The organism is Blautia marasmi (genome assembly GCF_900258535.1).
GTDB lineage: Bacteria > Bacillota > Clostridia > Lachnospirales > Lachnospiraceae > Blautia > Blautia hominis.
Window position 1 is genome coordinate 4,370,843 of the sequence record NZ_OIWX01000001.1, and the last position, 26,311, is coordinate 4,397,153.

The 26,311-nt window shown below is 47.6% G+C and carries 25 protein-coding genes; 13 read left to right on the top strand and 12 right to left on the bottom strand.

Going from position 1 to position 26,311, the window contains the following annotated elements; genetic code table 11:
• Positions 1–61 precede the first annotated feature (61 nt).
• From C6P39_RS18950 to C6P39_RS18960, 3 genes are all read right to left on the bottom strand, one after another.
• Positions 62–1,441, bottom strand: coding sequence for a diguanylate cyclase domain-containing protein (locus C6P39_RS18950; protein ID WP_158661626.1), 1,380 nt, complete (start codon positions 1,439–1,441; stop codon positions 62–64).
• A gap of 127 nt (positions 1,442–1,568) precedes the next feature.
• Positions 1,569–2,333: a nucleoside phosphorylase gene (locus tag C6P39_RS18955; protein WP_104804833.1), complete on the bottom strand. Its 765-nt coding sequence runs from the start codon at positions 2,331–2,333 to the stop codon at positions 1,569–1,571.
• A gap of 55 nt (positions 2,334–2,388) precedes the next feature.
• On the bottom strand, positions 2,389–2,979 hold the full coding sequence (locus C6P39_RS18960; protein ID WP_104804834.1) for a TetR/AcrR family transcriptional regulator: 591 nt from the start codon (positions 2,977–2,979) through the stop codon (positions 2,389–2,391).
• A 444-nt stretch (positions 2,980–3,423) separates the two neighbouring features.
• On the opposite strand from C6P39_RS18960, the gene fabV reads away from it, so the two are divergent.
• Positions 3,424–4,599: an enoyl-ACP reductase FabV gene (gene fabV / locus C6P39_RS18965; protein ID WP_104804835.1), complete on the top strand. Its 1,176-nt coding sequence runs from the start codon at positions 3,424–3,426 to the stop codon at positions 4,597–4,599.
• Positions 4,600–4,654: 55 nt separating this feature from the next.
• Here the strand turns inward: fabV and C6P39_RS27520 are convergent, their stop codons facing one another.
• Positions 4,655–4,912, bottom strand: coding sequence for a hypothetical protein (locus C6P39_RS27520; protein WP_158661627.1), 258 nt, complete (start codon positions 4,910–4,912; stop codon positions 4,655–4,657).
• Between the two features lie 199 nt (positions 4,913–5,111).
• On the opposite strand from C6P39_RS27520, the gene C6P39_RS18975 reads away from it, so the two are divergent.
• Entirely contained in the window at positions 5,112–5,999 is an 888-nt protein-coding gene (locus tag C6P39_RS18975) for a hypothetical protein (RefSeq protein WP_104804837.1), read from the top strand.
• 62 nt (positions 6,000–6,061) lie between these two features.
• On the opposite strand, the gene C6P39_RS18980 is transcribed toward C6P39_RS18975, so the two are convergent.
• On the bottom strand, positions 6,062–6,955 hold the full coding sequence (locus C6P39_RS18980) for an amidohydrolase family protein (protein WP_104804838.1): 894 nt from the start codon (positions 6,953–6,955) through the stop codon (positions 6,062–6,064).
• 82 nt (positions 6,956–7,037) lie between these two features.
• Positions 7,038–7,433 (bottom strand): DUF1292 domain-containing protein, encoded by a 396-nt coding sequence (locus C6P39_RS18985; protein ID WP_095170618.1) that lies wholly within the window; start codon positions 7,431–7,433, stop codon positions 7,038–7,040.
• Between the two features lie 262 nt (positions 7,434–7,695).
• On the opposite strand from C6P39_RS18985, the gene C6P39_RS18990 reads away from it, so the two are divergent.
• The 7 genes from C6P39_RS18990 (at position 7,696) to C6P39_RS19020 (ending at position 15,344) form a co-directional block, all read left to right on the top strand.
• Positions 7,696–9,270, top strand: coding sequence for a ClC family H(+)/Cl(-) exchange transporter (locus C6P39_RS18990; RefSeq protein WP_095170616.1), 1,575 nt, complete (start codon positions 7,696–7,698; stop codon positions 9,268–9,270).
• A gap of 13 nt (positions 9,271–9,283) precedes the next feature.
• Positions 9,284–11,182: an alpha-amylase family glycosyl hydrolase gene (locus C6P39_RS18995; protein ID WP_242987080.1), complete on the top strand. Its 1,899-nt coding sequence runs from the start codon at positions 9,284–9,286 to the stop codon at positions 11,180–11,182.
• Positions 11,182–11,718 (top strand): DUF5662 family protein, encoded by a 537-nt coding sequence (locus C6P39_RS19000; RefSeq protein ID WP_104804839.1) that lies wholly within the window; start codon positions 11,182–11,184, stop codon positions 11,716–11,718. The genes C6P39_RS18995 and C6P39_RS19000 overlap by 1 nt, the downstream gene beginning before the upstream one ends.
• Before the next feature lie 122 nt (positions 11,719–11,840).
• Positions 11,841–12,842 (top strand): ABC-2 transporter permease, encoded by a 1,002-nt coding sequence (locus C6P39_RS19005; protein ID WP_158661628.1) that lies wholly within the window; start codon positions 11,841–11,843, stop codon positions 12,840–12,842.
• A 151-nt stretch (positions 12,843–12,993) separates the two neighbouring features.
• Positions 12,994–13,956 (top strand): beta-ketoacyl-ACP synthase III, encoded by a 963-nt coding sequence (locus tag C6P39_RS19010; protein WP_095170610.1) that lies wholly within the window; start codon positions 12,994–12,996, stop codon positions 13,954–13,956.
• Positions 13,957–13,970: 14 nt separating this feature from the next.
• The gene (locus C6P39_RS19015) at positions 13,971–14,450 is read left to right on the top strand and encodes an LURP-one-related/scramblase family protein (protein WP_095170608.1); all 480 of its coding nucleotides are present in this window, start codon (positions 13,971–13,973) and stop codon (positions 14,448–14,450) included.
• A 39-nt stretch (positions 14,451–14,489) separates the two neighbouring features.
• Complete coding sequence (locus C6P39_RS19020) at positions 14,490–15,344, top strand: class I SAM-dependent methyltransferase (RefSeq protein WP_242987081.1); 855 nt, start codon at positions 14,490–14,492, stop codon at positions 15,342–15,344.
• Positions 15,345–15,419: 75 nt separating this feature from the next.
• Here the strand turns inward: C6P39_RS19020 and C6P39_RS19025 are convergent, their stop codons facing one another.
• Both C6P39_RS19025 and C6P39_RS19030 read right to left on the bottom strand, forming a co-directional pair.
• On the bottom strand, positions 15,420–16,919 hold the full coding sequence (locus tag C6P39_RS19025; protein WP_104804841.1) for a tagaturonate reductase: 1,500 nt from the start codon (positions 16,917–16,919) through the stop codon (positions 15,420–15,422).
• Between the two features lie 93 nt (positions 16,920–17,012).
• Positions 17,013–18,494, bottom strand: coding sequence for a UxaA family hydrolase (locus C6P39_RS19030; RefSeq protein ID WP_104804842.1), 1,482 nt, complete (start codon positions 18,492–18,494; stop codon positions 17,013–17,015).
• A 278-nt stretch (positions 18,495–18,772) separates the two neighbouring features.
• Between C6P39_RS19030 and C6P39_RS19035 the strand changes: the two genes are divergently transcribed.
• The 3 genes from C6P39_RS19035 (at position 18,773) to uraA (ending at position 22,696) form a co-directional block, all read left to right on the top strand.
• Entirely contained in the window at positions 18,773–19,774 is a 1,002-nt protein-coding gene (locus tag C6P39_RS19035) for a LacI family DNA-binding transcriptional regulator (RefSeq protein ID WP_104804843.1), read from the top strand.
• A gap of 88 nt (positions 19,775–19,862) precedes the next feature.
• Positions 19,863–21,278, top strand: coding sequence for a glucuronate isomerase (uxaC, locus tag C6P39_RS19040; protein ID WP_104804844.1), 1,416 nt, complete (start codon positions 19,863–19,865; stop codon positions 21,276–21,278).
• Between the two features lie 155 nt (positions 21,279–21,433).
• Positions 21,434–22,696, top strand: coding sequence for a uracil permease (gene uraA, locus C6P39_RS19045; protein WP_104804845.1), 1,263 nt, complete (start codon positions 21,434–21,436; stop codon positions 22,694–22,696).
• A 154-nt stretch (positions 22,697–22,850) separates the two neighbouring features.
• On the opposite strand, the gene C6P39_RS19050 is transcribed toward uraA, so the two are convergent.
• Complete coding sequence (locus C6P39_RS19050) at positions 22,851–23,177, bottom strand: helix-turn-helix domain-containing protein (RefSeq protein WP_065542505.1); 327 nt, start codon at positions 23,175–23,177, stop codon at positions 22,851–22,853.
• 500 nt (positions 23,178–23,677) lie between these two features.
• Between C6P39_RS19050 and C6P39_RS19060 the strand changes: the two genes are divergently transcribed.
• A complete protein-coding gene (locus C6P39_RS19060; RefSeq protein WP_104804847.1) occupies positions 23,678–24,127 on the top strand; it encodes a hypothetical protein in 450 nt (149 codons plus the stop codon).
• On the opposite strand, the gene C6P39_RS19065 is transcribed toward C6P39_RS19060, so the two are convergent.
• The 3 genes from C6P39_RS19065 to C6P39_RS19075 are packed head-to-tail and all read right to left on the bottom strand — an operon-like array spanning position 24,128 to position 26,310.
• Positions 24,128–24,883: an ABC transporter permease gene (locus tag C6P39_RS19065; protein ID WP_104804848.1), complete on the bottom strand. Its 756-nt coding sequence runs from the start codon at positions 24,881–24,883 to the stop codon at positions 24,128–24,130. It abuts the gene before it with no gap.
• Positions 24,880–25,848: an ABC transporter ATP-binding protein gene (locus C6P39_RS19070; protein ID WP_104804849.1), complete on the bottom strand. Its 969-nt coding sequence runs from the start codon at positions 25,846–25,848 to the stop codon at positions 24,880–24,882. Before C6P39_RS19070 ends, C6P39_RS19065 begins: the two co-directional genes overlap by 4 nt.
• Before the next feature lie 6 nt (positions 25,849–25,854).
• On the bottom strand, positions 25,855–26,310 hold the full coding sequence (locus C6P39_RS19075) for a GyrI-like domain-containing protein (protein ID WP_095170587.1): 456 nt from the start codon (positions 26,308–26,310) through the stop codon (positions 25,855–25,857).
• Position 26,311: the final 1 nt, after the last annotated feature.

Sequence of the window (26,311 nt, forward strand, 5' to 3'; positions counted from 1 at the left end):
ATGTCTGCTTGACATGGGGCTGATCACAAAAGAAGCAGGTTTTTATTTTATATGCCATATATTATCTGCAGCTGTAGAATGCAATCTGATTTTTTCCATTTTGTTTTGCTCTGTACAGAGCGTCATCTGCACGCTTGTAAAGCTGTTCAATGTTTAAGGTGTCACTGCTAAGAGCTACACCGATGCTGCAAGTCACAACTGACAGAGTCATTCCGGATGGTTTTATTTTCGTTATCTGTTCCAAAACATGTTCCAGACGATTCCGCAAGTCATCTTGTGACCGGAAACCTTGAGTAAAGGCTGCAAATTCGTCACCACCCAGGCGTCCTACTATGCCGTCGGCGGAAAAGGTGTCTTTCAAAATGCCCGCAATGGCTATGAGGACCTGGTCCCCTGCCGGATGGCCGTTGGTGTCATTGATGGCTTTAAAATTATCTATGTCCAGCATGACGAAGGCATGTGCTTCCCTATCGCAAAGAAGGGAGGAGACAGAGCCGATAAAGGCCGATTTGTTGAAAACACCGGTCATCACATCCCTGTCAGCCTTTGCGATCATATCCAATTCCCTGTGCTTGGCGGCATCAATATCCTTGACATACATGATCCCCTTTTTGTCACCTGTGGCCACATCCGTTATGAGCCTTACAATGGTCACCATCCAAAGTACGGAACCGTCAGGGCACAGAAAACGGTATTCGCAGTTAAGTTCTTTTTTTCCGCATGCAAAGGCATCCATAACATTTTGAAGAGACAGGGTCTCCAGGAAAATCTTCCTGTCTTCCTCCATGACATAAAGAGGTAAATGATCAGATAGAAACTGCTCATAGGGAGTTCCCGGCTCTACAAAGGCGCAGAGTTCCCCATTGAGCTGGCATTTTTCAAAAAGATCCAAAGAAAAATTTATGATGTAAAAGGCAATGGTGTCGGCCAATACAGCCTGACGATACTGCTCCTCTGCCAGATAAGCCTCCTCACCGATTTTTTCTTTGAGGCTTTGCAGGGTCTTTTCCGCAAATTTCAGGGGATATGCTTCCACGCTCTCCTCGGTTACCACTGGGGAGGAAGCGTGGAGTCCGCAGATCTTCCATTCTTCGCCCCTGCGGATGAGGGTCAGGAATTGGAGAAACTGGCTGGTGGTAAGTTCATCCCCCTTTTGGGCCCGGACGATCACCTTTGCACAGAGGTTGGCAAACCCTTCCTCATGGATCAGGATATGAATATGTTCAAAGGACAGGGAATGCTTTATGCCGGGAGCGTTTTTGACTCCGCTTAAAAAAACCTGACGCACATCCTCCAAGGAAGTGACAAATCCCTGTTCCCCAATTCCAATGCCTATGAGATCTTTGTCCAGGCATCTCATAACTTTATCCAGGTCCGCGGAAACAAGGCCGCCATCCTCATAATCATAGAAAACCTGGGTGATTTTTTCCCTATCCGTCATTGTATTCCCTTTCTGTTCAGGACTGCACAATAACCTGCGCAGCCTGCCGGGTTTTACCGGATTGAACACTGCATTTTCTTTTATTCTAATATTTCAGAATGCAGATGTCAAATATAAAAGGGAAAGTTTACATAGCCAGAGCGCACTCAAAAGCAAGGGCCATGTATTTATCTGCCCCGGAAAGTCCGTAGTCGGTCAGATCGCGGGGCTGCCAGGTGGGATTGTCCAGGCTGTCTGCCCCGTAGAAAAACTGGATAAACGGCAGATTACGGAATTGTGCAGCGGCCAGCAGAGCGGAATATTCCATATCTACGGCAATACAGCCCTGGTTTTTCCTGGCTTTTATCTGTGGCGGTGTCTCCCGGTATATGGCATCTGTTGTCCAGATCTTACCGCAGACATAGGGGTATCCGCATTTTTCAAGGCAGCCCTTTAATATTTCTGCAGAGTGGCTGTCAGACCGGATCTCATTATCCGGGAGGAGATAGTGGTAGCTGGTCCCCTCATCACGGACAGCCCCGGTGGGAACAAGGATTCGGTCCTGGGCGGCCTCCTCATCCAGGATACCGCAGCATCCAAAGAAGACAAATTTCTCTGCACCCATGGCAGCCACCTCCTCCAAACCGCATACGCAGGCAGGAGCACCTACCAGAGACATATAAAAAGCAATTTCCCTGCCGCCATAGACAATTTTATAAATTGGATTACGTCCATTGGCTGTATACAGATGTGCAATGATCTCCACGCCGTCAAGGGCAGCCATGTGTCGGATAATCTTTTCGGAGTATGTGGACACGCAGAGTTTGGGAAATCCCGGCACCCGGTGGACAGTATCCGTGGGATTGATAAAGGCCTGTCCCGGGAGTTCATTTCTATAAAATACGGTTTCCATGTGTTCCCCTTTCTATTTATATATATTTGTAGTTACAGTACCTGACAGCCGGTCATCAGCCAGCCGGGTCTTTTAACAGGAGCGTTTTGATCTGACGGGTGATCCCTTTGGGAATACGATCATCAATCTCCATAAGTTTACTGTACATGCGGACTCCCTGATAAGAAAACACGATCAGGTCGTAAACCGCTTCCGGGTCCACCGAAGAGAATTCTCCGGTCTGTATCCCATAGCGGATGAGAGCAGTCCACATGTCTTTTGATGTTTCATATTGCTGCCGGATAGAGTTATTGCTCTTGGCCATGGAAGGACTGCTGAAAAATTCATAGATGGCAATACTGAGAGAATGCTCACTGTCAGTCATTTCATTTTCATAGCGCTCCAGGACGTCATAAAGGATCTCACGTGCGGGAACCTTTGCTTTTATTTTCTCTTCAAACTCGTTTTGCTGGTTGGCCATCAGCACTTTGACAATTTCCAGGAAGATCTGTGAAGTGCTTTCATAGTGGCGGTAAAGCCCGCCCCGGCTGAGTTTTGTTCTTTCACAGATATCCTTCATAGTTACATCTTTGAACCCTTTTTCTGCAAACAGACAAAATGCGCATTGGCAGATCAGCTGTTTTGTTTTTTCACCTTTTGCTCCCATAGGATATTTTACCTCACTTGCGACACATGTGTTGCTTTTTATTATGCGACATGAATGTCGTTTTGTCAATGGGAACCAGTATTTTTTTTGAATATTGCTTTCCGCAAAATGTGCGTCACATTCCAGAATTAAATTACCGGGTTGCATTTCACCTGCATTTATGATAATATACTTTGGTAATCAAACTATTAGAAGATAAAAGTAAGTGGAGAGGCAAGGGGTCAGTGCCGCTGTCCTGTCAGGCAGGGGGCAGGCGGTCCTTGTGCGGAGAGAAAACTCTGCTTTCAGATAGTCAAAGACCCCGCAGCAAGCTGACGGGGCATCAATCTTGTAACGCAGCACAGCTGCGGGGTCTTTGACCCTCGCGGCAGTCGCCAAATATCCATGCAAGCTTGGCTGCTTGGCTCGTTGCTCGCGGGAATAAAAAAGTCGGAGGATAGAGAAATGATCGTTGAACCTAAGGTAAGGGAATTTATCTGTACAACAGCACATCCGGATGGGTGTAAGGAAAATGTAAAAAGACAGATCGCATATGTGAAGGAAAAAGGCCAGGTATGCGGACCGAAAAAGGTGTTGGTAATCGGTGCTTCCACAGGATACGGGCTGGCAAGCAGGATTACGGCAGCTTTTGCATGTCAGGCAGCTACCATTGGCATCATGTTTGAAAAACCGTCCAATGGCAAGAGAACAGCCACACCCGGCTGGTACAACACGGCTGCTTTTGAAGCGTTGGCGAAGGAGGAAGGTCTCTACGCAAAATCCATCAATGGAGATGCCTTTTCAGCAGAAGTAAAGCAGCAGGCAATTGAGATGATAAAAGAGGACCTGGGCCAGGTTGACATGGTGATCTACAGTTTGGCAGCCCCAAGAAGGACAACTGCGGACAATAAAACATGGTCCTCCACACTGAAGACCACAACAGGAGCTTTCACGGAGAAGAGCCTGGATCTAAGAAATAATACCATTGTAACCAAGACGGTAGAGTCAGCCAATGATGAGGAGCTGGAAGGTACGATCAAAGTTATGGGCGGCGAGGACTGGATGGACTGGATGGACGCTCTGACAAATGCAGGGGTGCTGGCTGAGAATGCGGTGACTGTGGCTTATTCCTATATTGGGCCGGAGCTTACCTATCCTATTTATACTGAGGGAACTATCGGACAGGCAAAAAAGCATCTCACAGAGACTGCAGGCAGGATTCGGGAAAAGCATCCGGGAATCCGGGCGTATATCTCCGTGAACAAAGCCCTTGTAACACAGGCCAGTGCAGCGATTCCCATTGTGCCCCTTTACTTTGCCATTCTGTATAAAGTAATGAAAGAGCAGGGAACACATGAGGGATGTATTGAGCAGATTTCCAGGCTGTTTCATGACAAGCTGTTTGCCGGAGAGATTCCCACGGATGAACAGGGCCGCATCCGCATGGATGACTGGGAACTGGCACCTCAGGTACAGGGGGCGGTGATGGACTGCTGGAAAGAGGTGGATACAGAGAATGTGGAGACACTTTCTGATATTGAAGGATACTGGGAAGATTTCTATCATATGTTCGGTTTCCATTTTGACAATGTGGATTATAGCAAGGATGTGGACATACAGGTGGAGATTCCAAGTCTGTAGTGAGACGTGCAGAGTACGGGAATGTATTTTCAGACACGCTTTGACTCCGGGCAGATCACAGGATGGTTTGGCCTGGAGGATTTTGGAAAGTGCCGGCACAGGAACGCAGCCCAGCGGAATGCGCGGATGGTTTTGTGTCGATACTGTTGGAAAATAAGGCTTGCTTTTTTTCGGTTTTTTTTGTATACTCTAAATACAGCAGATGCAGCATGCATATTTGCAGCGGGCATCTGCTTTTGCAAGGCCGGCTTTTTCGGACAGCGGTATTCTCTGATAAATTATCCGCTTTGTTATACTTTTCTTCAATTTTCATATAAAAATCTATTACGTCCTGTTCAGGACAAAATTTCCAAAAAAATAAAAAAAATTATGGTAAAACCGTTGTCTGCAAAGTATTAATTTGCTATAGTATCATTAGAGGACCTGCAATGTATTTGTATATGTTTACAGATACAGAGATTGTGATATTGGTGTAAGCGGATGCTTTTTCAGAGTACCTGTAAGGAGGTACCGTGAAAAAATCCAGACGGTCCGGTGTACAGCAAAAGTTTCCTGTCCATTCGGAGCATGAAGACAAGGCCATGAAGACTGCCGTGTCTTTTTTTGCCAAGGAACTGTTTCCTATGGTGGGCGTAAAACAGAAGGTAATAAGGATAGCGCCCACAGAGAGTGTCCATCTGGAACTGAAAAAATTTTATGAGGATCTTAACCTGATCCTGGAGGATGGTTCCTGCGGCCATCTGGAGTTTCAGAGCAGAGACGGAGGAATCGAGGATATGAGGCGGTTCCGGCTTTATGAGAGTATTATCAGCTATCAGTTTGGGATTGATGTTGTGACCTATGTTATATACAGCGGTCAGGTAAAACATCCTGTCACAAGTATGAGGTGTGGTAAAAATACTTATAAGGTGGTCCCTGTGATATTGTCTGAAAAAGATGGGGACGGACTTTTAAGAAAGCTGGAGGGAAAACAGAGACAGGGCAGAAAGCTGTCGCGAAAAGATTTGGCGAAGCTCTCCCTGCTACCTCTGATGGGAGGGGAGATCCCTCAGAAAGACAGGATTGAACGGGCTTTCCGGCTTACCGCAGGCCAGAAGGTTACAAGGGAAGTAAAGAAGACAGAATCTGTTTTGTACACACTGGCAGAAAAATTTCTGGAAAAAGAGGAATTAGAAGAAATCAAGGAGGTGCTTAGTATGACGTGGCTATACAGTATGCTGACCGAGGATGCAGAACGGGAAGGAGAAATAAGAGGAGAAAGGCGGGGAAAACGGAAAGGCATGGAAAAGGCGGCCGTGAGTTTTCTTGATATTCTGCCCCCCGAGGTGGTATCAGAGAGATCAGGCATTCCGCTGGAGCGGCTTAAAGAGCTGCAAAGCATGACACAGAAACAGGCATAAAAAAAGCCAGCCGGAGGATTCTTCAGCTATCCTCCGGCTGGCTGTAATACTTCTAGGTCCGCCTATGATAAAAAACGTATCAGATTGTCACCCATCACATCATTCCACTCTTCCTGTGTAAGCCCGGCATGTCCTTTGATATCTTCCACAAACATGGAAATATCCATTTCCCTGCATTTGGAAGGATAGAGCAGCAGCGGAAAATCACTTCCGAAAAGCAGACGTTTACTTCCGATCATGGAGATGACAGCCCGAAAACTGCGGATATTATACAGCAGAGGATTCGCGGCTGTGTCGTAGCAGACATTTTTGAATTTCCCGCTGTATTTGGGATTCATTTCATAGAAAGGAAGTCCGCCGCCCATATGGGCCAAAATGAGCTTTAGATCAGGATATTTCTTCACCAGTGCGGGGATAGGAGCCAGGCTGGTAAAGTCCCTGCCGGGATAGGCATGTCCCACCGGTTCCCCGCAGTGAATACATACAGTAAGGCCATAGTGCTGCGCGCACTCCAGCACATCTATAAGATCAGGATCCTCAAAATCATATCCATTTCCACCCGGTCCCAGTTCACCGATGCCGGTAAAACCCAGTTTTACACAACGTTCAATCTCAGCGATAGCCTTTTCACGGAACTTTGGGTTGATGGAAAGAAAACCTTTCAGCCTGTGGGGATGACGTTTCATCATATCAGCCATGTAATCATTGTGCATGGTCATGAGGCCCTCATCATTCCAATACCAGCCCTGCATAACAAGGCCGTAAATACCGGCTTTGTCCGCGCATTCCAAGGCTTCCTCGGCATTGGCCCAGGCTTCTTCCGTTCCTTTGCCGTTTTCCGGCTTTTTTGTGAGAAGGGCAAACCAGTTATCCCTGGCAGCGTATTTCTCCCAGTTCTGATAAATCTCAGGGGGAAACAGGTGCACATGGCTGTCCCAGATCTTAAAATCATGCATGGCAATTCCTCCGCTTCGTTCAATCCAAACCCGGTAATTTTACAGATGGGGGATACCGGTTTCACTTCCCCCGCCACTGCCGTTACTCTTCTTCTGTATCCTCTTCACTCGGAAGATTGGCGATAAATTCATGGAAGCTCTCAGCAGCAGCCATGTACTCATCTTCCCGTTCAATATTAGTTACAACAGGGTTGCCGTCTCCATCCTCTGCATAACGGAACAGATAGGTCTCCCCGGATGTGCTCTTGCCGTCTTTGTCAAGGGGAACGAGAGCAATGAACTCACCGAAGTCCTCCACAGGGAAAGTGGTGAGTACGGCACACTCCAGAACCGTATTGTCCTCAAGGGTCAGCTTGATGGTCGGGTTCGGAACTCTTGGGATAGAACCTTTGCCGGCGCTCTGGCAGTCAGAACTGCAGGAAGCGCAGTCACTTGGGTCGCAGCCGCCGATATTTGCTGTGAATGTTTCTTCACTCATATGTGATACCTCTCTTCTTTTCTTTCAGTGTAACTGTCACGTGGTTTTACAGTTACCTCTCAGTTTTCCAAATACAGCTCTGCACCGCATTTGGACTGCTTTCATACTATCAGATTAAGGAAAAGATTGCAACAGTTACGAATTGGCGATTGCAATTTTATGGGGGCACACGTATAATGAGAATAGCTGTAACTGTGAAAATACGGATCAGTTACGGGTAGTCTTTCGCATAAGACGAGGTACCAAAGAGGGAGGAATCATTGTGAAGCGGGACACTTCCTATGTGATTAAGAGAGCAGAGCATTTTAAGTCTATTTTGACAGCAGAAGGGTTTCTGGTGGGAATTGTGGCCGGACTTGTGGTCCTTTTGTACCGGGTACTGCTGGAGTACGCGGGCAGGGGCATGAACATGGTCCTTGATTACGGAAGAAAATATCCCCTGGTTGCAGGGGGCTGGTTTTTGGTATTATTTATTTTGGCCTGTGTTGTGGGGCGTCTGGTAAAATATGAGTCATTTATCTCCGGGAGCGGTATTCCGCAGGTGGAGGGAGAGATGGCAGGAAAATTAAATCAGATTTGGTGGAGAGTGCTGCCTGCAAAATTTTTGGGCGGCTTTTTGTCATTGTTCGCAGGGCTGTCCCTGGGAAGAGAAGGCCCGTCCATACAGATTGGAGCCATGGCGGGGAAGGCAGTATCGAAAATACTGGACAGGAGCAAGACAGAGGAAAAGTTCCTGCTGACCTGCGGTGCCAGTGCCGGTCTTTCCGCTGCATTCCATGCACCGCTGGCTGGTGTCATGTTTTCTCTGGAGGAGATCCACAAGAATTTTTCCGTGTCTGTGCTGGTGTCAGTCATGACAGCATCCATCACGGCAGATTACATATCTTCCAGATTTCTGGGATTCCGTTCTGTGTTTCAGTTTGAGATAACAGGCTCTATTCCGGCTAAGTATTACGGACATATTATTGTGCTGGGGATCATCTTGGGACTGATGGGAGCTTTTTATAACAAGATGACGCTTTTTTCCCAGTCATTGTTTGGAAAAATAAAGGGGAAGAGAGCTGAGACGACCAGGCTTCTCATTCCGTTTCTGCTGGCTGGGGCATTGGGCTTTATCATGCCGGAAATCCTGGGCAGCGGACATAATATTATTGATATTATCACAGAGGGCAATGTGATGCTGAAAACCATCCTTCTGCTGTTTGTGATGAAACTTATATTTTCCGCCGTCTCCTTTGGCTCCGGGGCACCGGGTGGCATTTTCTTTCCGCTGCTGGTTCTGGGGGCTTTGATCGGCGGGGCATACGGAACATTTGCGGTGCAGTACCTGGGCCTTGATCCGGATTATCTGAACAATCTGATCATGCTTGCAATGGCCGGGTATTTTACAGCTATCGTGCGGGCGCCGATTACAGGTATCATCTTGATCTTTGAGATGACAGGCAGTGTCAGCCAGATGCTGTCCCTGTCCCTGGTGTCTATTGTGGCCTTTCTGGTGGCAACGGCTGTGAAATCACAGCCCATTTATGAGAGCCTGCTGGAAAATCTGCTGAGAAAGCGGGGCGAACCGGTTCCGGAGAAAACAGGGGAGAAGATTTTGCAGGAGTTTGTGGTACGCCATAACTGTGAACTGCAAAATAAAATGGTGCAGCAGATTGAATGGCCGAAAAACTGCCTTCTGGTGGCAGTGCAGAGAAACGGTGTGGAATTGATCCCAAAGGGGCGCACCATACTAATGGCCAGCGATACCATTATTACCATGACAGATGAGCAGGATGCACCGGCAGTACATGACAGGATGGAGGTCCTGTGTTCGGAGCAGGAGAAATTGAAATGAGGTGGACAGCTTGATGAAGAGAAGTGACGAGGCATCAAAGGAGATACAAGCTTTGCCCGTATATCCGGGAAAACCGGGAGTAGCCAGGACAGATAAGGGATATCAGTTTACGGTTTCCATCCCCCATGGGGAGGAGGCATTTCTGCTTCTGTATCATACAGGAGAGAAGGAGCCGGTGAAGGAGATTGCACTAACAGATGAGAAAAAGATAGGAAATTTGATCTCTGTCTGTGTGGAAGGCATTTCTCCGGACCGCTATGAGTATAATTACCGTATCGGAAATGAAGTGATACAGGACCCCTATGCGGTCTATCTGTCCGGTACAGGGCCGTTCGGCCAGGAACAGAATGAAAATCCGGATATCATCCGGTGTGGTTTCCGGAAAGACAAATACAGATGGCAGGATGAGGATTTTAAGCCCTCTTCCCTGGCCGATACCATTATCTATAAGCTGCAGGTGCGGGAATATACCATGCAGAAAAATTCCAGAGTGCGTTTAAAAGGAACATTTAAGGGACTGGAGCAGAAGATAGAGTATCTGAAAAACCTGGGGGCCACGGCAGTGCTCTTAATGCCTGCTTATGACTACAGGGAAACAGCAAAAGTGCGAAGCACCGGGAGGCGGGGAGAACCCTCCTTTGCCTATCCAAGCAGCGTGCCAAAGCAGGTGAACTGCTGGGGATATACAGGTGAGGCCAATTATTTGGCGCCTAAGGCATCTTTTTGTGCTACGGACCGCCCTGTGCGGGAATTTTCCCATCTGGTGGATGCGCTTCATAAAGCCGGGATGGAATGCCTGATGGAATTCTACTTTGATGGCTCTGTCAGCCCTTCCGCTATGCTGGATATTCTGCATTACTGGAAGATGCAGTACCATGTGGATGGTTTTCATCTCATGGGGAGCGGTATCTGCCAGGAGGTTTTGGTGAGGGATGCACTGCTTTCCAGGACGAAGCTCTTTTTTCATGATGTGGACGGCGGATATCTTTACCAGGGAAAAGAACCTGCCTATAAGAATGTGGCAGAGTACAATGAAGGATTTCTTTACTGCATGCGCCATCTGCTGAAAAGTGATGAGAACATGCTGGAAGATTTCATTTACCGGAACCGCAGAAACCCAAAAGAGACGGGAATCATCAATTATCTGGCGGACCAGGACGGCTTCACCATGATGGATATGGTGTCCTATGATGAAAAACACAACGAGGACAATGGTGAGGACAACAGGGACGGCATGGAGTATAACTGCAGCTGGAACTGCGGGACGGAGGGGCCAACCAGGAAGAGAACGGTCAGGGAGCTGAGGCTGCAGCAGCTTAAGAACGCATTTCTGCTCCTTCTGTTAAGCCAGGGAACGCCTCTGATCTTCCAGGGCGATGAGTTTGGAAATTCCCAGAGGGGCAACAATAATGCCTGGTGTCAGGACAATGAGATCGGCTGGGTGGACTGGAATGCCTTTAAATCCAATCAGGAATTATACGAATTTGTGAAAGAGGCCATTGCCTTCAGAAAGAAATATTATATCCTGCACATGCAGGAGGAGCTGAAAGGCGTGGATTACAGGGCACTTGGTTATCCTGATCTGTCTTATCATGGAGCGCAGGCCTGGTACGCGCCCTGTGAGAGAAATCTGCGGCATCTGGGCATGATGTACTGCGGAGACTACGGCAGGCAGGAGAAAGAGTTTTTGTTTGTAGCCTACAATCTGCACTGGATGCCCCATGACTTTGCACTCCCCAATCTGCCGAAAGGGGCTGTGTGGAAATTCGTGGTGAGCACCGGTAAGCAGGAAGGAAAGGTATTTACAGAGGAAGATGTGAAGACGGCAAAGCAGAAAGGAAAAGGAAAAAGAGCTGTGGAGGTGCCGTCCAGAACCATTGCAATATTAATCGGAAAGCAGGAAACAGCGTAATGCATATATGGGCACATTTCAAGACAATTACCAGCCATAAGCTGCTGGTCATGCGCTACTGTTTTAAAATAGGTCTGTACCGGCAGGGTCTTCTGCACGACCTGTCAAAATATTCCTGGACGGAGTTTTCCGTGGGATGCAGGTATTATCAGGGAAACAGAAGCCCCAACAATGCGGAGCGGGAGGCCACAGGGCTGTCCACTTCCTGGATCCATCATTATGGAAGAAATAAGCACCATTTTGAACACTGGGTGGACTATGGTGTGGACTGCAGAACCGTTATACAGGGCGTTCCCATGCCCAGGAGATATATCGCAGAGATGGTCATGGACCGGATCAGTGCTTCCAGGGTGTATAATCCCGGAACCTATACGGACCAGGCACCTTTGGCTTATTTTCTGAAGAGCAGGGACCGGCTTTGGTTTGTGCATGAGAAGACCAATGAGGATCTGGAGTTCTTGCTGCGCATGCTGGCGGAAAAAGGGGAGAAAGATACCCTGAAGTATATTAAAAACGTGTATTTAAAACAAAAGTAAAATCCGGTATCAGGGGAGAGAGTGGTTTTTACTTGTCCGGGGCCTTTGGGCAGTATCAGGAAGGAAACAGACGTAAAGCGTTACAAATAAATACATTTCAGATAAGGGGTAAGGTGATTAATATGAATCCGGCAGATATTTTAAACATTGTAACTTCCCAGTATGGGAATGTTACGGAAAAGTATACGACGGGAATTATGCTGGCAGGGCTTGTTTTTGCACTGCTGAATTGTTTCATGGGATATAAGCTCAGAAAGATCTGGGGCAGTATCCTTGGACTTTTGATCGGTGCCGCGGGAGGCGGAATCGCGGGATATTATTTTCTTCATGAGGCAAAGTACGCGGTAATTGCAGGAATAGCCGGTGCAGTGGTGCTTGGCCTGCTTGCCTGGGTTTTCTATAAATTGGGAATTTTTGTGCTTTGTGCGGGTCTGGTGTATGCGCTGGCAAACTCTTTTCTAAGCGCACCTACAAATACCGGCAGGATCATCTGCATTGCTATAGGAATCTTTGCCGCTACCATGGCTATCGGTTATGAGGAGTATGTGATTATCGGCATTACGGGAATCTGCGGTGGTTTGGGCGCAATCAGGATCCTGTTTTCCATGACAGGCAAAGACGGCGGTGCAGGGACCTGGCTGCTGGGTCTGATCCTGGCTTTTTTGGGGATTGCGGTGCAGGCGGCCCCTCTTCTTCGGAACAGGGAGAAAAAGCAGGGACGAGGGAGCAGCAGGGAGCCTTTGTTTAACCGGAAAAAGAGGAAATTCAGCCTTCCTTCGCTGCCGGGCAGAAAAAAGAAGACAAAGAAGAAGACTGTTTATAAGACTACAGAGAAGAGCCGCGGCAATACATCATCCGGGCGGGCCCCTTCCGGGAGCAAAAGAAGCGGGAGCGGCAGCCAGGGAAGCGGCAGCCAGAGTCAGACACTCCGCAGGCAGACAGAGGAGCCGGGAGAAAAGACAAGAGAAATCCCCGATATGGCAAAACTGCGGGAACAGGACTATAATACCAGACCGAAACCGGATCATTCCTCATACAGTGGTGTGGGAACGGGAATTGACTTGGATGATCTGAGCCGGGAACTCTCCCAGGAAATCCAGAAAATATATAAAGAAGACGAGTGAGAAGGCCAGAGGCCGTTTGTGTAGTTGACAAACGGCCTCTTTCTTAGTATACTTTGAAAGAAAAGATTTGATTATCAAACTATTTGAAGGCATAAAGGAATTCCCGGATAGGATCCGGTGAAAATATGATAGAATAAGAGGTAGGAAGAGTATGGTAGCAAGGATAGCCGGAACAGGCAGTGCAGTTCCTGAAAATATTGTGACGAACGATGATTTATCCAGGGTTGTGGATACAAACGATGAATGGATCTCCACCCGGACCGGAATCCGGGAGAGGAGAATCGCAAAAGAGGAAAATACAACAATACTGGCATGCCGTGCCGCGAAAAAAGCACTGGAGAATGCCAACATGGATGCTGAGGATGTGGAGCTGATCATAGTGGCTACCTGTACGCCGGATTCTTTTTTTCCAAACACTGCCTGCCAGGTGCAGAAGGCCATAGGCGCCTCTCATGCTGTGGGATTCGATTTGAGTGCGGCCTGCTCCGGGTTTGTATTTGCACTGAGTACAGTTCAGGCGTATATAAAGAGCGGAGTTTATAAAAATGCCCTGATAATCGGAGCGGAAACCCTGTCAAAGCTGCTGAACTGGGAAGACAGGAGTACATGCGTGCTGTTCGGGGACGGAGCGGGTGCTGTTGTGGTAAGAGCTGATGAGACCGGGTTTGTGGATATGGTCCAGTGGTCAGACGGCAGAGGTGACCAGGTTCTCACCTGCGGTGCCCGCCAGATGAAAAATGTGCTGGTGCCGGGCATACAGGAGACGGATTATGTGGCCATGGAAGGACAGCCTGTGTTCAAATTCGCAGTGAAGAAGGTACCGGAGTGTATCATGCAGGTGCTTGAGAAAACAGGAATAGAAAAAGAGGAGATCAAGTATTATGTTCTGCACCAGGCCAACAGCAGGATTATCCAGTCTGTGGCAAAAAGGCTGAAGGAGGATGAGGAGAAATTCCCCATGAACCTGGAGCGGCACGGGAATACCTCGGCAGCCAGTATTCCAATCCTGCTGGATGAGATGAACCGTGAGGGCAAATTAGAAAAAGGGGACAAGGTTGTCCTGTCAGGTTTCGGAGCAGGGCTTACCTGGGGTGCTGTGCTGGTTGAATGGTAAAGGAGGAAGGATATATGAAATTACTGATAAAACAGAGAGTGTTTTCATGGACGGATACTTATGATGTATATGATGAGAACGGAACGCCAAAATATTTTGTAAAAGGAGAGTTTCTTTCTATTGGCCACAAGATCCATATTTATCGTCACGACACCGGTGAGGAAGTGGGTATGGTGAGAGAGAAGCTGATGACGGTCATGCCCAGATTCGAGCTGATAACAGGCGGCAGGGTTCTGGGAAGTATACAAAAGCGCTTTGCACTGTTTAAACCCAAATACGAGATTGATTACAATGACTGGAGAGTGGAGGGAGACTTTCTGGAATGGGATTATGATGTCTATCAGGAATGCTGTCCCATCATGCATATTCGGAAGGAGCCTTTCCATTGGGGTGACACGTATGTGATCGATTATGCCTGCCAGGATGATGAACTGATCGGACTGCTGACCGTGATCGCCATTGATGCCGCCAACTGCAGCGATGGAAAACGGTAGACACAGAGAAAGCAGAGAGCGGGACAGGGAGGAAATCATTTGGAAAATAACAGTAGTAAATTAATCAGTTATATGAAACAAAGGCCAAAGGTCTATGAGCCAAGCACCTCTGCTTTCTGGGATGATGTACATATTTCCAAGTATATGCTGGAAGCGCACCTGGATCCGGATGATGAGGGAGCCACCAGACAGCATGATTTTATAAAAAGATCTGCGGACTGGATTGCAGATTTCTGCGGGGGCGGGACCGGAAAAAGACTTCTTGATTTAGGATGTGGACCGGGGCTTTATGCCGAATTGTTTGATGCGCGGGGATTCCAGGTGACAGGTCTTGATCTTTCCAAGCGTTCTGTCCGGTACGCGGAAGAACACGCTGCGAAGGTGGGCAGGGAAATCCGATATTATTATAAGAATTATCTGGAAATGGATTACCGGGAGGAATTTGATGTCATTACCTTGATCTATTGTGATTTTGGGGTACTGCCTCCAATGGACAGGAAGATTCTTCTTGAAAAAATTAAAAAAGCCCTGAAAAAGGGCGGGATTTTGATTCTCGACGGATTTACGGATGCGGCACCGTTTGAGGAACTTGAAACGGTCGGGTATCAGAAGGAGGGATTTTGGTCCGCGGCCCCTCATGTGGTGATCCAGCGCAATTACCGATACCGGGAAACGGCCAATACCCTGGAACAATATGTGATAATCACAGAAGATGACTGTGCCTGCTATAATCTTTGGAATCAGCGGTACACCAGGGAAACCTTTAAGGCGGAAATAGAAGGTGCGGGTCTTACCTGTATAGGATTTTATGATGATGTGGCAGGGAAACCATATACAGGGAAAGATGTTACAATCTGCGCAGCCGCACAGAAATTAGCCCCAAATGGAAACTAATAAATACAGGTTTCCATTTGGGGCTATTATATTGCACTAGAGTGTGTCGGAATGAATTTTCAGACACACTCTAAATCAGCAGACAGACTTGATCAACTCATAGGCGCCGTCTTTCTGAATCTTTTTCAGCATATCTGTTACCGCAGCTTCAAATCCGGGCAGGGATGTCAGATCCATATCCCAGAGTGCCTCATTGGCGCAGACTGCGTGTACATATTCTTCCGGTCCATCCTCTTTATGGGCGGCAAAGAAGGTAAGCACACTCCGGTCGTCCGATACGGTGTAAGTGTCGCCTTTTGGGCGGCTGGCGGCAAGTCCGGTGTCGGTCAGTTCTCTGCCCTGGTAGAATGTCAGATAAAAAGCAAAAGACGCGGTGAGGCAGACAGGCAGTTTTCCAGTCTGTTCTGCATAGGCTGTCAAGGACGGCAGTACCCTTGCTTTCCACTTGGAAGTGGAATTCAGGGAGATGGACAGCAGTGCATGGTCTATAAACGGATTTTTAAAACGCTCCGTGACAGCAGATGCGAAACTTTCCAGTTCTTCCTTTGGAAGAGACAGGGTAGGGATGATTTCGTCATAGACCGCATGATTCATAAAACCGCAGATGGCGGCATCCTCCATACAGTCACGCACAATGTCAAATCCGGCCAGATACGCGCCCATGACCATGGAGGTATGGGCACCATTTAAGATGCGCACTTTGCGCTCCTTGTATGGTTTGTGGTCATCGGTGATGAGTACCGGGAGTCCGGCTTCCTCAAACCGGAGTTCTTCTTTTAAGGAGGCAGGTCCTTCTATTACCCAAAAGGCAAATACTTCTCCGGTATCCATGGCAGCATCCTCCCAGCCGTTTTCCCGGTTCAGCGTATCCTCCTCCCCTTTGGGAAAACCGGTCACGATCCGGTCCACAAGTGTGGAACAAAACATATTTTCTTCGTCCAGCCAAGTGAGGAAATCTTGTTCCAGGTTCCACTGTGTGGCATAGGAGAGCACACATTTTTTCAGTTCTTTTCCGTTTTCAGCGATCAGTTCGCAGGGTAGGATGACAAATCCTTTTCCTTTGTTACGGCCAAAGATTTCATAGCGGCGGTATAGGAACTGGGTCAGTTTACCCGGAAAGCTGGCAGCCGGCTTATCCTCAAACGCACAGGAAGGGTCGTAGACGATCCCTGCCTCCGTTGTATTGCAGGTTATGTAACGAAGGTCCGGATTTTCCGCACAAGCCATAACTGCCTCATAGTCTGCATAGGCATTGAGGCAGCGGCTGACACAGGAAATGACCCGCTTATCGCTGACCCTTTTGCCATTTTCAAAGCCCCGCAGGTATAAAGTATAGAGCCCTTCCTGCGCATTCAGATCATCGGCAAGGCTGTGGCCCGGGCGTTTTTGCCTGGGCTGTACAAGGACTGCTTTGCCATGAAACCCTGTCTTTTCATTTAATACATCAATAAAGTAGTCTGTAAAGGCGCGCATAAAATTGCCTTCTCCGAACTGGAGTACACGTTCGGGAGCCTCCGGGAGAAGATAGCCTTTATATTTTTTCTCTTTTAATATCTGATAACTGAGTTTTTCCATGATTTCTATTCTCCTGTCGGTTTATTTTCCCCTTTAAGCTGCAGAAAGACTCGGTTAAAACCCGGCGTTGTGTCTGACTGCAGCAGTGTGGGTTTAGAGGGTTACACCTTGCTTAAAAATCGCCATATCGTGAAAACCGGCTTCCTCTGCTTTAACCTTCTCCCCGGAAGCTACGCGCAGCACATATTCAAAAAGCTGGCCGCTCAACTCCTCCAATGTGACACCCTCCACCAAGGGGCCGCAGTTGAAGTCGATCCAGTTTTTCTTCTTCTCATAGAGCGCAGAGTTACTGGAAATTTTCACGGTAGGCACAGGGGACGCAAAAGGGGTGCCTCTTCCTGTGGTAAACAGGACAATATGAGCCCCTGAAGCGGCCAGAGCTGTGGAGGCCACCAGGTCATTGCCCGGAGCGCTCAACAGGTTCAGTCCCTTTTCCTTCACCGGTTCGCCGTAGGAGAGAACACCTTTCACAGGCGCGCTGCCTGATTTCTGGGTACATCCCATGGACTTGTCCTCCAGTGTGGAGATCCCGCCTTTTTTATTGCCGGGTGACGGATTTTCGTAAATTGTCTGGTTGTGGCTTTTGAAATAATTCTTAAAACCATTGATCAGATCAACTGTTTTGGCAAACAGTGCCTCATTGGCACAGCGGTTCATAAGCAGGGTCTCTGCGCCGAACATCTCAGGTACTTCCGTCAGAATAGTGGTGCCGCCCTTGGAGATGAGCAGATCAGAGAAACCTCCCACAGTGGGGTTGGCAGTGATGCCGGACAGACCGTCGCTGCCGCCGCACTTCATACCGATGACAAGTTCCCTGCAGCTGATGGGTTCTCTTGTAAAGCTGCCTGCATAATCTGCAAGTTCCCGGATCATAGCAAGTCCATCACGGATCTCATCCTCGGATTCCTGGGCTGTCAGAAATCGAACTCTTTGGGGATCATAGGACCCAATATATTTTTTCAGTTCCTCAATATTGCTGTTTTCACATCCAAGCCCAAGTACCAGAACACCGCCTGCATTGGGATGGTTGACCAAGTCTGCGAGTATCTGCCGTGTGTATTCCTGGTCATCCCCCATTTGGGAGCATCCGTACGGATGGGGAAATGCTGCGATATCGTCGATGGTGCCCGTCTTATAGATCTGTGCCTGTCTTTCAATGGCGGATGCCACATTGTTGACACAGCCTACAGTAGGGATGATCCAGATTTCGTTGCGGACACCCACCCGGCCGCTGTCTCTTTTGTAGCCGTTAAAGAAGCGGTCTTCTGTAACGGGAAGTTCAGCTGTGTTCTTATGATACGAATAGGTGAGAACCTCGCCCAGGCCTGTCTTCATATTATGTGTATGGATCCAGGTGCCTGGGGCAATATCCTCCTTAGCCAGTCCGATTGGGGAGCCGTACTTGATGACTGCCTCACCTGTCCGGATATCCTTCAGGGCAAACTTGTGCCCCTGGGGAATATCCTCTGATAACAGGAGTTCCTTGTTGTCCAAATGGACAGAAGTGCCTTTTGTAAGCGGTGTAAGCGCTACGGCAACACTGTCATCCGGATGGATCTTCAGATAAGTCTGCATGGGAATTTTCATCCTCCTTCATAAAGTGCCATTCCAAATAATGGGAAAGTTTGAAATGTAAGAGCTTACACTAAATCTACAACTTGGCAGGGGTTTCGTCAACTTGAATTTTCAAAATCCTGTAAAAAATAAGATATTTATTAAAAATAGACAAAAATATAGTGGAAAACTTGTGAAAAATATGGCGGCGAAAAGAATTGATTTTTCTTTTTTCTATCTGTATAATGAAAAATAAAGTGTAAGGGCTTACACTTCCACGGTGAAAGGATAGTGGGATTATGAATATATACGATATCGCCAAGCTGGCAGGGGTTTCCATTGCGACAGTATCACGCGTGGTCAATGACAGTCCCAAGGTGAGTGAAAAGACAAAAGAAAAGGTACGGGCAGTCATGGCAGCCAATGACTACATACCGAATGTATTTGCCAGGGGCATGAGCCTTAACTCCATGAAGACAGTGGGCATTATCTGTCCCAGTGTCTCAGACCATTATATGGCGTCTGCTGTGTCCTACCTGGAAAAGAACCTGAGGAACTACGGATATGACTGTTTTTTATACTGCAGCGGATATGAACAGGAGGACAAGGAGATCTCTGTGCAGATGATCCTGCAGAAGCGCATTGACGCGCTGCTTTTAGTTGGTTCCTGTTATGCGGGGGACAAGGAGTATGGGGAAGACATTACTTATATTAAGAAGGCTTCCGAAGAGATCCCGGTCTTTATTATGAACGGCTTTATCAGCGGGGAGAATATCTACTGTATGCTCACAGACGATTACCAGTCTGTCTATGATGCCGCTTCCGCCATGCTTGCGTCCGGCAGGAGGCAGATCCTGTTCCTCAGCGACTCTTATTCATACAGTGCGATGCACAAGCTGCAGGGATACGAGGATGCTCTGAAGGCGGCAGGTATTCCGGTGCTTGGGGAGCGCAAGGTCTATATTAAGAATGAGATCCATCTGGTGCGGGATATTTTGCTGGCCAGAAGAGATCTGGAGTTTGACGGGGTCATCGCCACAGATGACGGCCTGGCAGTGGGCGCTGTAAAATATGCCAGGGCAAAGAGGCTGTCCGTGCCCAAGGATATCAGTATCATAGGTTACAATAATTCAGAACTTTCCATTGGATGCGAGCCGGAGCTGACATCCATAGACGGCAGGGGTGATCTGTTATGTAAAATGACGATTGACTCCCTGATGGAGGTATTAAAAGGGGAGGACGTGGAGCACAGAAAATATGTGCGGTGCCGTCTGGAAAAACGGTGTACCACGGACTTTTGACAAAAAGAGGTAACTTATATCCCAAAGCTCAGCCCGTGGCTGTCAAGCCTGATGGGATATGTATAAAAATATAAGGAGGCAATGTTTTATGAAACAATTTATGGACAAAGATTTTCTTTTAAGTACACCCACTGCACAGGAATTATATCATGATCTTGCGGCTAAGGTACCGGTTCTTGACTACCACTGCCATATCAATCCTCAGGAGATCGCAGAGGACAGAAGGTTTGAGAACATCACGCAGGTATGGCTGGGCGGAGACCATTACAAATGGCGCCAAATGCGTTCCAACGGTGTGGAGGAGCGCTATATTACCGGTGATGCACCGGACAGGGAAAAATTCCAGAAATGGGCGGAGACGCTGGAGAAAGCTATCGGCAATCCCCTGTTTCACTGGAGCCATCTGGAACTGCAGCGGTATTTCGGATATACAGGTGTTTTAAACGGGGACACTGCGGAGGAGGTATGGAACCTGTGCAATGAAAAGCTCCGGGAGCCTTCCATGAGTGCGAGAAACCTGATCATCCAGTCAAATGTCACACTGATCTGTACCACAGACGACCCGGCAGATGACCTGAAATGGCATAAGGTGCTTGCAGAGGATACCAGCTTTCCGGTACAGGTGCTTCCTGCATGGAGACCGGACAAGGCCATGAATCTGGAAAAAGCGGATTACGGCCAGTATCTGGAGACTTTAGCGGCAGCGGCCGATATGGACATCCAGTCTTTTGAGGATTTAAAGACAGCTCTTAAGTCCAGAATGGCATTTTTCAATGAGATGGGATGCCGTGCGTCAGACCATGGGCTGGAGTTTGTTATGTATGTTCCGGCAGCAGAGGATGAGGTAGAGGCTATTTTCCAGAAACGTCTGAATGATGAGACGGTTACCAGAGAGGAAGAGCTGAAGTTTAAGACTGCATTTATGCTTTTTGCTGCCGCGGAGTATGCAAAGATGGGCTGGGCAATGCAGCTCCATTATGGCTGTAAACGTGACAATAACAAAGATATGTACGCAAAAGTGGGGCCGGATACAGGATATGACTGCATCAATAATTATGCGCCGTCAGGACAGATCGCGGACTACTTAAACGCACTGGATCAGGAGGGAAATCTTCCAAAAACCATTATCTACAGTCTGAATCCCAATGATGATGAGGCCATCGGTACCATTATCGGGTGCTTCCAGAACTCTGACGCTGTGGGAAAAATACAGCAGGGTTCCGCATGGTGGTTCAATGACCATAAGACAGGAATGACAAAACAGATGACCTCCTTGGCAAATCTGGGACTGCTGGGTAATTTTATCGGTATGCTGACAGATTCCAGAAGTTTTCTTTCTTATCCGCGGCATGAGTATTTTAGAAGGATACTTTGTGAGCTGATCGGAAATTGGGTGGAAAACGGAGAGTACCCTAAGGATAGGAAGATGCTGGAGAAAATTGTGAAAGGGATTTCTTATAATAATGCGGTGCGTTATTTTGGGTTTGAACTGGATGTGAAATAAAATTTGAGACAGAGGCCTGTGTGGAAGAGATTCCATGCAGGCTTTTTTCTTAGCAGATAGGATGTATTACCTTTGGAAACGTCGAATTTTGTATGGCAGATTACCGGCTATTGTGTTAAAATAAACGGAAAAGGATTTAAGAGAGGAGAAATATTGTGGAAAATCGAAGAATTATCCAGGTGGAAGAGAAAGTTCCGCCAAAACTTCTGATACCACTCAGTATCCAGCATATGTTTGCCATGTTCGGCGCGTCTGTGCTGGTTCCGTTTTTGTTTGGTATCAATCCGGCAGTGGTCCTGTTTATGAACGGTGTGGGAACCCTGCTTTTTATACTGATAACTAAGGGGAAGGCGCCGGCTTATCTGGGTTCCAGTTTTGCTTTTATCGCACCGGCCGGTATTGTGATCAGTAAATTCGGATACGCTTATGCACTGGGCGGGTTTGTGGCAGTGGGATTTTTGGGATGTATTCTGTCTTTTATCATTTACAAATTCGGCTCTGACTGGATAGATATTGTGCTCCCTCCGGCAGCCATGGGTCCGGTGGTGGCCCTTATCGGTCTGGAATTGTCAAGCACGGCGGCCAACAATGCAGGTATGCTGGATGAGGCAGTGGACCCGAAAAACGCGGTCGTATTTTTGGTGACTTTGGGCGTTGCGGTGATTGGCTCAGTAGTGTTCCGGAAATTTTTGTCGGTGATTCCCATTCTGATAGCGATCCTTGCGGGATATGCTGCGGCACTGCTCTGCGGGATCGTGGATTTTACGGAGGTGGCAAATGCCTCTATCTTTGCAATGCCAAATTTCTCAGCGCCTAAGTTTAATCTGCAGGCAGTATTGATCATTCTTCCGGTCATTCTGGTCATTGCTTCGGAGCATATCGGACATCAGATTGTTACGGGTAAGATAGTGGGAAGGGATTTGATCAAGGACCCTGGACTGCACCGCTCCCTTTTTGCGGATAACTTTTCTACCATGATCTCCGGTTTTATCGGTTCAGTGCCCACTACCACATACGGTGAGAATATCGGTGTTATGGCAGTGACAAGGGTTTACAGTGTATATGTGATCGGCGGAGCCGCAGTGCTTTCCATTGTCTGCTCCTTTGTGGGTAAACTGTCAGCACTTATCAGCACCATTCCGGGACCGGTCATCGGAGGGATTTCTTTCCTTCTGTATGGTATGATCGGTACTTCTGGTATCCGGATTCTGGTGGATGGACGTGTGGATTATGGCCGTTCCAGAAATCTGGCGCTGACATCTGTGATATTTGTGACCGGTTTGTCGGGAATCTCTGTCAGATTTGGACAGATAGAATTAAAGGGTATGGTCTTGGCTTGTGTGGTTGGAATGCTCTTAAGCCTGTTGTTCTATGTGCTGGACAGATTTAAACTGACCAATGATTTTGAGGAAGAATAGAATTGTATAAATAATGGGGGACCGGCATTGGTTTAAATATAAAGATCAATGCCGGTTTTTATATTGGTATCAATTTACAGCGAGAAGAATAAAGAAACCGTAGGATATGTTATTTCGATGCAGTCGCGGATGTATATGCAGATGGATCTCCGAGTTATTTCGGATAGTTTTTTAAGAATATTTCAATGATCTCCTGAAGCACCCTCTGGCTTTTGAAATCCAGGGAGCGCATTTGCTCTGCGTACTTTGACATTCTGGCCTCATGGCTGGCACTGATGACTCCCGAGAGAAGTTCATCTGCAGAGGCTTCCAGAGCATTGGCGATCACGGAGAAGGTTTCCAGTGTGGGGATTTTTTCACCGCGCTCGATCATTCCAATATATGCTGCACTTAGATGAACTTCCTCAGCCAGTTTTTCCTGGCTCCAGGATTTTGCCTTGCGTTTGGCGCGGATCTGAAATCCGATGTCTGAAAAATCCATATGCTTTCTCCTTCGTGTTTGCTCTGCTATAAGTATAGGTGAGAAAGGAGAGAAAGGACAGCAACTAGTAGTGAACTATTTGCACTGTCAGTTTATGCATATGAAAAAATAAGGAACAACTCCAACGTAAAATGCATCGCTGGTAAAGGCGGTGCGAATGATCTGCGCCATGGAATCCAGTGGCAGAATATGATGTACAGTCTGCCGCCGCCCGGGCAGGGCAATGGGCAGCCAGATCAGGGTGTCCGCAATGACAATGGCCCCGCGGTTTATAGGCAGGGTTTTTGAAAACGTGAGATGTCCTTCGTCTTGGCTTCTGAGTTCTGGAATGGAAGGCAGGCAAATCCGCATATGACAAATATCATTGTGGGAGCACCGGTTGCCAGGTACAACATGGTGGTTTTGTCAAGATGTAGAATTCGTATCTTGACTCTTACATCATGTAATGGTTTATACTTTTGACAAGGATAAAATGAGAAAAAAGAAAGGATGTGTTTAGAATGTGCCGGGAGTGCTATGCATATGAGGACCGAATCACGCCGCTTTTAAATCCCAAAGATTGTCTGAGAGATCATACCCAGTACATCTGCGGAACATGCGGGCGCTGTATCTGTATGGAACGGGAACCGAAAAGAGGCATGCAGAGGTGGAATTTTCCGTTTGCGTCTTTGGAGCAGGCAAAGCTCTATCTGCGAACTGCTGATTTTACCATGAAAAAGTCATGCGGAATCTATGAACTGAAGAATACCCAGGGAAGAGTTTCATATAAAATCTTCCCCGGTACAGAAGAATTGCAGGTTTATTTGAAAAAGAACCGAAATAAGAGATGTGAAACTATGCTGCCTGTTTTTTCTGAGAAAGAATACCGGGAGTATGCAAACACCCGGATACGGAGGTTGGAGCAGGCGGAAATAGAAAGGTATCTGCAGGAGAAAAATGCGCTGAAATAACTACAGATCTGTTTCCTTTTTCAGCCTGTAAGCGGCAAAGAAAAATCCCAGCCCTCCCATAAGAAGCAGCAGGCATACAGTAAAGACAAGCTCCCTGCCATGTATGGTCCCATACAGCAAAATAGAGCGTATATGATTGATCACATGTGTAAAAGGGTTGAGATTTACTGCGGCTTTCAGCACTCCCGCAGTGCCGTCAACGGGAAACAAAGCAGAGCTTAAAAAGAAAACAGGAAGCACAATGGCATTCATTACTGTCTCGTACATCATCTCATTGGGGAGGATCAGGCTGATGCCATAACAAATACCAGACATAAAAAATGCTGTCAGAAAGACCAGCAGCAGTATGATGGAGATGCCAATAAGGCCGGCACTGAATTTTACGGAAAAGAATAAACTCAAGATCCCCATGATCCCCACCTCCAAAAAGGTGCAGAGAACACCCTCCAGGATCTGTCCAAGTATGATGGAGCTCCTTTTGACCGGAGCGATGAGGATTCTGTAGAAGCTGCCTTCCGCCTTCAGCATGTAATTCATGATACCGCTGCTGCTGCACACAGAGAAGGAGACCAGCACCATGAGGCCCGGCAGAATAAATGCCGTGTAATTGCCTATCGCTGCCCCTTTCATGGTCTGACCGGCAACCGCGCTGTATAAGGCCAGCCAGAGAAAAGGCTGGGTCAGCGTGATGACAATGGTGAATTTGTTGTGAAAGCGCCATTTTATATTTTTCCATAGGATGGCAAAGACCGTCATATGCAGCTCCCCTTTCCGGTATCCTCTGTGAATTTCAGAAATATGTCATCCAAAGACGGCTGCTTTATCTCAATACCCAGAAAAGGTATATTGTTTTTCAGCAGATATACATTGGCTTTTGTCAAATCTGTGTGGATATCCTCTGTGAAGATCATACAGAAATTATCCTGGATCCTTACCTTCCCGCCCGGAAAAAGTCCGGCCATCGGCGCTGCAGAGTCTTTGGCAGCCGCCTTGGAGGAAAAGCGGATACGGATCATATCCTGTCTGATATACTGTCTCAGCTCAAATGGCGTACCCTGGGCTGCCTCCCTGCCATCTTTCATGATGCAGACAGTATCACTCAGGCTGTCCGCTTCCTCCAGATAGTGTGTTGTCAGAAAGACAGTGGTGCCAAATTCTTCCCGTATTTTACCTAACATTTCCCACATAGCCATACGGGACTGGATATCCATGCCAACTGTGGGTTCATCCAGAAAAAGGATCTCCGGCTCGGACATGAGATTCAGGGCAATATCCAGCCGCCTTTTTATGCCGCCGGAGTAGGAGGAGACCGGGTATTCCAAATACGGGATTAAGTCAAAAGCGTGTATGAGTTTGTCCATACGTTTTTGGGCAGCGGCTTTGGGAATCCTGTATAGACGGCTCTGAAACATCATATTTTCTTTAAGTGACAAATGAGTATCAATGGAAGTCTGCTGGGAAACACAGGCAATACGGGCGCGTATTTTTTCCGCATCCCTGTGAAGGTCCCAGTCCAGAACGGATATCCTTCCGCTGTCCGGTCTGAGAAAGGTAGTCAATATCCGTATCAAGGTTGACTTCCCCGCACCATTTTCCCCCAGCAGGGTGAAAATTTCCCCTCTTTTTACAGACAGGCTCAGTCCGGATAGAGCCTGCACGCCGTTTTTATATTGTTTGTACACATCTTCAGCCAAAATAGCGTATTGCGTTGTCTGCTGCATACTGCCTCAATCCTCCTCAATGGGAAACTGGATTTCCGTAATGTATTTGTCAGGGTTTCCTTTTAAGATCATACCCGGCCCCTTGAGGAAGACTTCCCGAAAAGGTGGTTTTAGGACCAGATGATGACTGGAAGCAAAGGCGTCTATGGCTTCATATGCCTGGGGAAGTGTCTCATAAGAACCTATATGCGTGACACAGACGGCCTTTATACGCGGAAATTCTTTTACCTCTACCCCGTTGCCTGCTGGGGTTTCTAAGGTGGGAACGCACAATTCCATTTGTCCCATCTTTGTTTCCGGGTCCATACTGATATAAGAAAAAAATGGGGCGCCATTTGTTTTTCCCCGGACGGACTTAAACACATGGGGGAAAATGCTGTTGGCTTTGGTGGCATCTCCACGGTATTTCATGAATGCAGCCCGTATAGGCTCGATTTCTCTGATTTCTGCTTTATGATCCATA

Coding starts and splice junctions, on each gene's coding strand:
- C6P39_RS18950 (WP_158661626.1), bottom strand. CDS start 1,441: ATGACGGATAGGGAAAAAATCACCCAGGTTTTCTATGATTATGAGGAT.
- C6P39_RS18955 (WP_104804833.1), bottom strand. CDS start 2,333: ATGGAAACCGTATTTTATAGAAATGAACTCCCGGGACAGGCCTTTATC.
- C6P39_RS18960 (WP_104804834.1), bottom strand. CDS start 2,979: ATGGGAGCAAAAGGTGAAAAAACAAAACAGCTGATCTGCCAATGCGCA.
- fabV (WP_104804835.1), top strand. CDS start 3,424: ATGATCGTTGAACCTAAGGTAAGGGAATTTATCTGTACAACAGCACAT.
- C6P39_RS27520 (WP_158661627.1), bottom strand. CDS start 4,912: ATGAAAATTGAAGAAAAGTATAACAAAGCGGATAATTTATCAGAGAAT.
- C6P39_RS18980 (WP_104804838.1), bottom strand. CDS start 6,955: ATGCATGATTTTAAGATCTGGGACAGCCATGTGCACCTGTTTCCCCCT.
- C6P39_RS18985 (WP_095170618.1), bottom strand. CDS start 7,433: ATGAGTGAAGAAACATTCACAGCAAATATCGGCGGCTGCGACCCAAGT.
- C6P39_RS18995 (WP_242987080.1), top strand. CDS start 9,284: ATGAAGAGAAGTGACGAGGCATCAAAGGAGATACAAGCTTTGCCCGTA.
- C6P39_RS19000 (WP_104804839.1), top strand. CDS start 11,182: ATGCATATATGGGCACATTTCAAGACAATTACCAGCCATAAGCTGCTG.
- C6P39_RS19005 (WP_158661628.1), top strand. CDS start 11,841: ATGAATCCGGCAGATATTTTAAACATTGTAACTTCCCAGTATGGGAAT.
- C6P39_RS19010 (WP_095170610.1), top strand. CDS start 12,994: ATGGTAGCAAGGATAGCCGGAACAGGCAGTGCAGTTCCTGAAAATATT.
- C6P39_RS19015 (WP_095170608.1), top strand. CDS start 13,971: ATGAAATTACTGATAAAACAGAGAGTGTTTTCATGGACGGATACTTAT.
- C6P39_RS19025 (WP_104804841.1), bottom strand. CDS start 16,919: ATGGAAAAACTCAGTTATCAGATATTAAAAGAGAAAAAATATAAAGGC.
- C6P39_RS19030 (WP_104804842.1), bottom strand. CDS start 18,494: ATGCAGACTTATCTGAAGATCCATCCGGATGACAGTGTTGCCGTAGCG.
- C6P39_RS19035 (WP_104804843.1), top strand. CDS start 18,773: ATGAATATATACGATATCGCCAAGCTGGCAGGGGTTTCCATTGCGACA.
- uxaC (WP_104804844.1), top strand. CDS start 19,863: ATGAAACAATTTATGGACAAAGATTTTCTTTTAAGTACACCCACTGCA.
- C6P39_RS19050 (WP_065542505.1), bottom strand. CDS start 23,177: ATGGATTTTTCAGACATCGGATTTCAGATCCGCGCCAAACGCAAGGCA.
- C6P39_RS19060 (WP_104804847.1), top strand. CDS start 23,678: ATGTGCCGGGAGTGCTATGCATATGAGGACCGAATCACGCCGCTTTTA.
- C6P39_RS19065 (WP_104804848.1), bottom strand. CDS start 24,883: ATGACGGTCTTTGCCATCCTATGGAAAAATATAAAATGGCGCTTTCAC.
- C6P39_RS19070 (WP_104804849.1), bottom strand. CDS start 25,848: ATGCAGCAGACAACGCAATACGCTATTTTGGCTGAAGATGTGTACAAA.
- C6P39_RS19075 (WP_095170587.1), bottom strand. CDS start 26,310: ATGGATCATAAAGCAGAAATCAGAGAAATCGAGCCTATACGGGCTGCA.